The sequence below is a fragment of the Caldicoprobacter sp. genome (assembly GCF_047459465.1).
In the GTDB taxonomy this organism is placed as follows: Bacteria; Bacillota; Clostridia; order Caldicoprobacterales; family Caldicoprobacteraceae; genus Caldicoprobacter.
In genome coordinates this window covers 1-8,349 of sequence record NZ_VSCO01000082.1, presented here as the reverse complement: position 1 = coordinate 8,349, position 8,349 = coordinate 1, and the positions used below count along the sequence as shown (strand labels likewise).

At 43.0% G+C, this 8,349-nt stretch carries 5 protein-coding genes; all 5 read right to left on the bottom strand.

Annotated features, from left to right (window positions below; all coding sequences use genetic code 11):
* Positions 1-298: 298 nt before the first annotated feature.
* On the bottom strand, positions 299-1,573 hold the full coding sequence (locus FWJ59_RS06405; protein ID WP_414481137.1) for a CapA family protein: 1,275 nt from the start codon (positions 1,571-1,573) through the stop codon (positions 299-301).
* Positions 1,574-1,617: 44 nt separating this feature from the next.
* A complete protein-coding gene (locus FWJ59_RS06400; RefSeq protein ID WP_414481136.1) occupies positions 1,618-3,276 on the bottom strand; it encodes a nucleoside kinase in 1,659 nt (552 codons plus the stop codon).
* 37 nt (positions 3,277-3,313) lie between these two features.
* The gene (locus FWJ59_RS06395; protein WP_414481135.1) at positions 3,314-4,795 is read right to left on the bottom strand and encodes a VanW family protein; all 1,482 of its coding nucleotides are present in this window, start codon (positions 4,793-4,795) and stop codon (positions 3,314-3,316) included.
* 172 nt (positions 4,796-4,967) lie between these two features.
* Positions 4,968-7,385, bottom strand: a complete 2,418-nt coding sequence (locus tag FWJ59_RS06390) for a Lon protease family protein (RefSeq protein WP_414481134.1) — start codon at positions 7,383-7,385, stop codon at positions 4,968-4,970.
* Positions 7,386-7,918: 533 nt separating this feature from the next.
* On the bottom strand, positions 7,919-8,349 hold a 431-nt coding region (locus FWJ59_RS06385), incomplete at its 5' end, for a class D sortase (RefSeq protein WP_414481133.1).

Here is an 8,349-nt window from a genome sequence, read left to right as displayed (position 1 = left end):
TGTTTCTACTACTAACTGATTTGGCTTTATTTCATCAACTGCATTTTTTTCAAATTCATTTCCCTGCGCTGCATTTACACTGATTGTAGGCAATATCACTGACGAAATAATCAAAAAAGCTATTAGCAATCTTTTTAGCACTTGAAACCACCTCTGAATAAATATTTGATTTGTTTAGTTCGGTTATGGGGCTATCTTTTCGTAAAATGTTCTATATGCTTGTATAAATGGATAATTATGTATGTTTATAAAAATAATAGAATATAGAAAGGGATATGTCAACCAGAATTGATTCTAGCTACTGTTCAACTTCTATATTGTTGAGCAAGCCGGTGATCTCATGCCACACATCCCGTATGCGCTGTTCATCTACCCCTTGTAGCTCTCCATCTCCGTTTATGTATTTTTCCACAGGAAGAACCCTGTACTGGGCTTTACCGTTATGGTAATATTTGTATACCCAGGTAGGTATATAACTGATGTTAGATATTGTGATAGTATTTTCATCATGATCTTTTACGATCTCAACATTTATTATAACGCCGCTATCGGTATAGCGTTGTCTTTGGTTGGATATAAAGTTGCCCAGGGAATATGCAACGACTACCTTTTTAGTCATTCCACCTTCCAAGGCAACATCCTTTATCTCTATCGGTTGAATGACATGAGGATGGCTTCCAAAGATGATATCTGCTCCGGCGTTTGCCAACTGCTGTGCAAGCTCCTTTTGCTCTTCGCTGGGCGTTCTCTCATACTCGTTTCCCCAGTGCATGCATACTATAACTACCTCTGCTCCTTCCATTTTTATGCGTTCTATATCCCGGCGTATTTTGTCAAAATCGTTGAAATAATTCACCATATACGATAGCTTGTCCGGTGGGATAAGAGCTTCCATACCGTTGGTTCCGTAGGTATATGCCAATATACCTACTTTTATATCATTCCTTTCTATAATCAACAATCTTTGGCTTTCCTCAAGGGTGCGTGCAGTCCCGGTATGCAATATCCCGTACTCATCCAGCTTATTCAACGTATTCTCAACCCCAAATTCCAGCCAATCGAGGCAGTGATTGTTTGCCGTGGTAAGAACATCAAAACCTGCAAAGCGCAAAGCTTCCAGTATCTCATGGGGCGCACTGAAACGGGGATAGCCGCTGTAACCTCTTTCAGGCGTTCCTACTGTGGTCTCAAAGTTAGCAATGGCGATATCTGCTTTTTCAATGTACTGCTTTACCTCCTCGAACACGCTCTTGAAGTCGTAACCGCCGCCCTGTATCTCAGCAGCTCTGATCTGGGGCATATGTATCATAATATCCCCCACAGCACTTACCAGCAATGCGGTCTTTTTACTCAAAGTTGTTGGCTTCTGCTTGGGAATTATATCATCCACAGCTTCCTGAGGCCGTTGAATATTATGATCGGGCCTATCGGGTACTTCCCAATTAGGCCCGCTTTTCTCCTTAGGTTCATGCTGAATGGGATTTCGGGAAATAAAACCGCAGCTGCATAAAAAAAATGTAAATACCAATAATGTTACAAATATAATTTTCCCTTTTAATTTATAGGGCCGCATAAAATATCCCCCTGATAATTTTATAGGAGCCCGAATCATAAGATTCATACTTTAAAGCAGCTTCCGCCTATGAATTCTCTGAGTATAGAGTTATTAGGAACTTCCCTGTCGTCCAGTTCAAGGAAGTATTTTATAAATTTCTTAAGACGATTAACCTCGAGATAATAGGGATGCTCGGGAGGTATCTTTTCAAGCAAGGGTACGATAAAAGGTTTCAAAACAGCCAGCTCATAAGTCAAAGCCGAGTTAAACATGACATCCGCTTGCTCCTGGTAAGGGAATATATACTTTTCCTCTCCACGGCGTACCCCTGGCCACATCTTAAGGGTATCCTCGACCGATGCCCCGCGGAACTGGTAATCCCGCACGATCCTGCGGATAAGCCGGCTATCGGTGGTAGGAATGCGGTTATGGTCATCGATGTTGAGCTGGGTAAGAGCACTAATATATATCTTATACTTGTTGCTCTTGGGAACCATAATCGTCAACTCTTCGTTAAGCCCATGGATCCCCTCCACAATGAGAGGCTGATTATCGTCAATTCTTATCTTGTGCCCCCGATATTCGCGTTTCCCCTTTTCGAAATTAAAATAAGGTATCTCAACCTCCTGACCCTGGATTATCCTGCTTAAGTGCTCATTAAACAGCTCAACGTCAATTGCTTTAATGGACTCCACATCCTTTTCGCCGTTTTCATCCAATGGTATGTCTTTCTTTTCCAGGAAATAATTATCTATCGAGATGGGAATTGGGTTTAGACCGTTGACCATCAGCTGAATGCGTAGCCTCTGGGCAAATGTGGTTTTACCTGATGAAGAAGGCCCCGCAATGAGAATCAAATGGATTCTATCCTTCTGCGCCGCTATTTCATCGGCTATCTGGGCAATTTGCTTCTCGTGTAAAGCCTCACATATCCTGATAAGCTCGCCAGCCTTCCCGCGCTTGATTATGTCGTTTAGATCACCTACGTTTTCTACCCCGATCTGTGTCCCCCATTTCTCAGCCTCCCGAAAAACCCTGGATAGGCGTGGGCTGTCTATGAACTCAGGAAGTTCGTAAGGGTTTTCCTTTCGAGGATACCTGATGACCACTCCCGGAAGGTAAAATTTAAGCTCAAATTTCGTGAGATACCCTGTCCGCGGTACCATATACCCAAATAGGTAGTCTACCATCCATCCGCATCTATAGAGGTGTATGGTCCTTTCAGGCCTGTATTCCAAAATCTTCAATTTGTCCCTGAAGCCCATCTCCTGGAATATACGCTTGGCTTCATCCACAGTGACCTCAAATCTTTCAAAAGGTTCATCAAGCGCTACAATCTCCTTCATGCGCTCTTCTATCCTGTGCACTTGTCTGGGAGAAAGGGTAAAGTTGCCGTGCACTTCGCAGTAAATTCCCTTGTTCATCGAATGCTCTATTACAACCCTGCTATCCGGGAATATCTCCTTGCAAGCCCTGATAAACACAAATATCAAGCTTCGCAGATAAATTCTCTCCCCATCAGCGGTGGATAGGTCGATAAAATCCACCTCACAATCCTCTTCTACAGTTTCGGTCAGCTCTCTAAGCCTATTGTTAACTTTAGCTGCCACAATGGGTGCAGCATATCTATCAGCAAAATGTCTGCTCAATTCCTCTAGAGTTATACCCTTTGGGAATGTTCCAGTTTCGCCTTTCACTTTCACGGTTACTGTGCTGGACATCATTGTTCCCCCTCTGGCATAAAAATTGCTCAATTTATTATTTCTCAGATTCCTCAGCACTAGGCCTATAATAGATAATACCCTGTATAGGGCGATAGTAATCATTGGCTATTACTTCGGTCCATACTTTTTTCCCATTCTCATAATAAGTTTTATAGCTAGTTACTCTATAACCGTTTCTCGACTTTACATACTCATACTGACCACCTGGCTGTTTTACATATTTGCCTTGTTTGTCTAAAATCCGTTTTGGCTGGGGCGCTGGCACAACTTCCTTAATAACCGAAGTGCATTCAATATACCCATTATTGGGGAATGGCTCACCATAAATCTCTACATATACATTATCGCCACTTGAAAACGTGCGAATAAAAACTGGGGTTTCCCTGTTGTTTTTAATCTTCAAATCGGCTCCACCATACGATACTGTAGCATCCAGACCTGCTGGAAGATAGGCCACAGGGAAAGAATGATGATACCGTTCCACTATTTCCAAATTTGCCCTGAGGGCCGCATTGTAAAGGGTACTGGAGGCCTGACACACTCCCCCACCGTAATCATCCTGCATGCTCTTATCCGGCATGATAACCGGCGCCGGCCTGAAACCTGCCTTGGCTGTCCTGGGTCCCACCACTTGGTTAAACGAAAGCACTTCTCCTGGATCCAGCCTATATCCATTTAACTTGCTCAAAGCCAGGCGCACATTGTGCTTGCGGTCTTCGCTGCTGCCTTCCAGGCTAGTTGAAAATTGCACGATGCGATGGGTAAGCTTCTGCAAATCAGCCTTGGTAACCCGAGGTGCAACGGGGGTTGGAGTCAATAATATTTCACCATATTCCCCTTTTTCCATCATTTGCTTTATGGTATTGAAAACCTCGTGGGCATCTAAATAAAGCCCTGATTTTTCTTCGGTGATCTCAAACTTGTGCGCTCTGTTGGGGTAAAACCTTATTTCCGCATCCACCGCATCATAGCTGATTTCATCGGCAATGGCCTCTATATCGCTTTTAATTCTGTCCAAATCATAGTAAAGGGAGGTTTGTAGCTTAAGACCATTGGCCTCTATCTCCTTTACCTTGTTATAGCGCTCCTCTAGCGTCCCTCTTCTACCAGCTTCATAGGCTTCGACAATTTTTATGTCCCAATCGATATAGGCGTTTATATCTTTATAGGTGAAAACCCAGCGCTTACCCCCATATACCAGCTCAAAGCGGATCTTCTCCAGCTTTTCATTGGCTTTCTGCTGGAGAATACTGCTGGCCTCTTCAAAGGTCATACCTCCTAAATCGACGTCATCTACCCATATTCCATGATAAAAAGTAGGAACTTCAACGACTTCTCTCATATGCTGAATCCACTTTTTGTAGTCAACTATCCGCTTCCTAACTTCATATCCGGCAAAACAGACAACGGATAGGACAAGAAAAACGACCAGTAAACTTATTACAATGCGGCGCGCATTGCCTTGCCGAGTGCTAGCCTGGGTGATTTCCATGGCGCTTACATTTGTTTCTTTCATATTTACTCCCCCATAATTCCATCATTATTAAAAGCTTAGGTTAAATGAATTCACCTACCAAGACTTGAAGTGAGACATCCATAACAACACTATACTACAATAATAATAAAAAAATAGAACAAGACTGTTAAAAAAAGTTAACAAAAGTATTACGGGAAATGTCTGTTATATCCTAATTTTCGCTTTCTTTATCTTCCTTACCGAAATTGACCATGGTCAACGCATACTGACGGAGCTTGTTGTATACTTTTTCATGCAGCGTACCTTTCTCAAAAAATCCATCCTTCAGCTTCCTGCCCGCAGGGATTCCCATCAGTATCTCAATCCCCTCATCTATCGTTCTGATGGGATATATGTGAAACTTTCCTTCTCTCACCGCCTCAATTACCTCATCTTTGAGTACCAAGTTCTTAATGTTTTGGTACGGTATTATAACCCCCTGTTCTCCCGTCAAGCCGCGGGCCTTACACAGCTCAAAAAATCCTTCTACTTTATAGGTCACACCCCCTATAGGCTGTATCTCTCCTTTTTGATTGACAGATCCCGTAACGGCTATACCCTGTTTTATTGGCACTTCGGCCAAGCTCGACAGTATGGCGTAAAGCTCGGCACTAGATGCGCTATCGCCCTCTATACCACTATAAAGCTGCTCGAAGGTTATATTGGCAGTAAGAGCCAGTGGAATTTCCTGTGCATATTGCTCTCCTATATAGGCGCTCAAAATCATGACCCCTTTGCTGTGGATACGGCCGCTCATAGCCACTTCCCTCTCAATATTTACAATGCCGCTGCGCCCCATAAAGGTAGTAGCCGTTATTTTGGTGGGCTTGCCAAACACATAATCGCCCACGTTAATAACCGCCAGGCCATTTATCTGGCCTATGGCCTCGCCTTCGGTTTCCACCATAATGTCCTCATTTTTGAGCAGCTCCATAAGCTTCTCATCGTATTTGCTGGACCTGTATTCCTTCTCTTCGATGGCTTTTTTGACTTCGTGGGATGTGACAATGCTTTTGCCGGCAATATCTGCCCAGGTATTGGCTTCAACGATTATCTCTATTATATCGCCAAACCGCGTAGTGAACTTCTCCTGATGTTCCACCAACCTCGAGGCGTAATCGGCTACCCTCAGCACTGCATCCCTAGTAAAGTGCCTTAAGTTCTCTCTACGGCAATAGCCGCTTATGAACTTAGCCAGACCCAACAGATTTTCCTCATTGGCCTCCATTTCATCGTCGAAATCCACTTTAACCTTAAACAGCTTGGCAAAATCCTCATCCAGCTGATGGAGAAGCTGGAATAGCAGGTCACTGCCCACCAGCACTACCTTTATATCAACCGGAATAGGTTCGGGCTTCAACCCCGAAATGTTCAAAAGGCCCCATTGATCCCTCAGGCTTTCAATGGTAATAGATTTGGTCTTGAGAACCTTCTTCAGCCCTTCCCACATGAAGGGAACGCTTAAGACATCCTTAGCCTGAAGTATAAGATAACCTCCGTTGGCCAGGTGTATGGCGCCGGGCTTGATCATCGTAAAATCGGTCACCATGGTCCCCAACTTGTTTTCATATTCCAGGCTACCGAAGAGCGCACTATACGAGGGATTATACTCGATGATGACAGGAGCACCTTCCCTGTCACTGTTGTCAACCAAAAGATTCACCTTGTACTTATGTTGCGCACCCTCGGCAGTACGCTTCAACGCACGAACAATGGGATTATCCTCTTCCGACGACTCGCCTTCTTTAAAATGGCTGATACTCTGCAGCACATCCTTCATGAGATCATCTAGATATTTCAAGATTTTAGGATGGTCAGCGTACTTTTTTTTCATATCTTCAATGTGAATGCCCACGGCAAAGGTGCCTATGCGATTTTCTAGCTCATTTACCTTCTTCTTTGCTTCTTTTTCCAACTCCCTTATTTTCTTTATTAATTCCACAGCCTGCAGCTGAATCTGTGTCAACCTTTCATTTATGCTCTTTTTTGTCTCCTCGTCTAACTTGTTGTATTCCTCTTCCCCCAACGCCTGACCATCTATTATAGGAGTAAAGTATATGCCAGCACTGGAAGTATTCACTTGAAACCCCTGCTGTTTTGCGTATTCGTTGAATTGATTAAACAATTCATTTCTCTTCTCCTGCATCTCCTTATAGATAAGCGCCTTTTCGTTCTCGTACTCGTCTCCACCAAAAGCCTTGGAGATCTCTGCCTTTAAATCTTCAATAAGCTCTTCTATATCATGCACAAACTCTTTTCCCTTGCCGGCAGGAAGCCTGATGGCAATGGGTTGGCTTGGATTTTCGAAATTATACACATAACACCAATCGTCCGGTACAGGCTGCTGTTTGGCGATTTGAGTTATATACTCTTTAGCATAGGTGGTTTTACCGGTGCTGCTCACGCCACTTATAAATATGTTGTATCCCGGTGCCTTTATCCTAACGCCAAACTCCATAGCCCTCACGGCCCGCTCCTGCCCTATTATGCCCTGCAGTGGCTCCAGTTCTTCAGTAGTTTCAAAGGGTAAACATGAAGAAGGCCATTGTTTTCTCAGCTGCGTAGGTCCCAGCTCTTTCGGCCTATTCATAGCACCATCTCCTTAATGATGCTTATATTTTTCTGTTAAAGACTATTAACAGTATATTCAACAGTCAATCAATAGTGGTCAATAATAGTTTTCAACTGAATATACCATATTATGTAAATATAAATGGCCAACTTGTATTGTGAAAGACTAGACGGATGACCTCCAAAAACCTATTAACCTGTCATATGTGTGTCAAAACTACCCATTATGCATAATATTATGATAATCATTTTGTTTAAAAGAGGCAACAACCAATGTTATGTCATTACAATAGATATGTGCCCAGCTTCTATTAAAAGGTCGACATTGACTACCGGAACTACTATCCTTCCTCACAGCCTGACAACAAACCAAGCACCATATTTTCGACTGCCGAGCCATCTGCCCGCCTTATCGGATATAACAGGCTAAATCATATATTGATTGGCTATATCCTTCTTCATTAGATGCGTTCAAACAACATCTAAAACCAAAAAGAATACCCCTTAAGGGGTATTCTTTGTTTGCAATATGCTTTTGAAACACGGACGTTTTTAGACAGATGATTGGCTTTTCAATTTTCCTTTAACAATCAATCTATGAGTGCCCACCCTTATGGGCGTACATGTAACCAAAGTAATGGTTGGGTCGGGCGTAGGATCCAGCACCCATACCTCGTGCGGCTCTACCACAAAAATATCGGTTACCTCATATACAAATTCACCTTTTGTGGTTTTTACCTTGATTTCATCTCCTACTTCTACTTCATCCAGTCTATTGAAAAACTCATTATAGGTATAGCTCCTATGTCCTGCTACAGCAAAGTTTCCCGCCTCTCCCGGCATAGCGGTACCTTCAAAATGGCCCACGGCTTTCTTTAGCGTCTTTTTATCAGTTCCCTCTGCTACAGCTACTTTAAGGTCTATTTTAGGTATCTCCATAATCCCAATAACATATATCCCATCAATTTCCAACAAAATATCAT